Annotated in this window: 1 protein-coding gene; it reads right to left on the reverse strand. The window is 64.5% G+C overall.

The window, feature by feature from the left end:
* Positions 1 to 286, reverse strand: a 286-nt coding sequence (locus tag GJ700_RS34740) for an RHS repeat domain-containing protein (protein WP_195764116.1), incomplete at its 3' end; no start/stop codon positions are given.
* Positions 287 to 440 lie beyond the last annotated feature (154 nt).

Below are 440 nucleotides of genomic sequence, written 5' to 3' on the forward strand. Positions count from 1 at the left end.
TCGTCAGGTTGCGCGGGTCGCGCACCGTGCTGAGCTGGTCCAGTGCGTCGTAGGTGTAATTGATGGCCGGGCGCGCGGCGCCGGTCACCGGCGGCGGTTGCAATTGCTGCAGTTGCCGGTTCAGCACATCATAGCTGCGGTCGGTCACCTGCGACAGGGGATCGGTGACCTTGGTCAGGTTGCCGTTGTTGTCGTACTGGTAGCTATAGGTCGTGTTTTGCTGCGCGGACGCGCCGCACCAGGCCAGCAGCAAACCGATGGCCAGTCCAAGCGTGCGCTGCTTCATGGCATGCCTCCGGTTTGCTGTTGCAGGCGGCCCAGGTTGTCGAATACCCGCGCCAGCTGGCGCGACAACGTGCCGCTGGCATCGCGCACTTGTTCACCGGTGCGGTTGCCCAGCTTGTCGAGCGTATAGCCGATGCTGTTGCCGAGGGCGTCGC

Source organism: Pseudoduganella rivuli (genome assembly GCF_009674485.1).
GTDB classification, from domain to species: domain Bacteria; phylum Pseudomonadota; class Gammaproteobacteria; order Burkholderiales; family Burkholderiaceae_D; genus Rugamonas; species Rugamonas rivuli_B.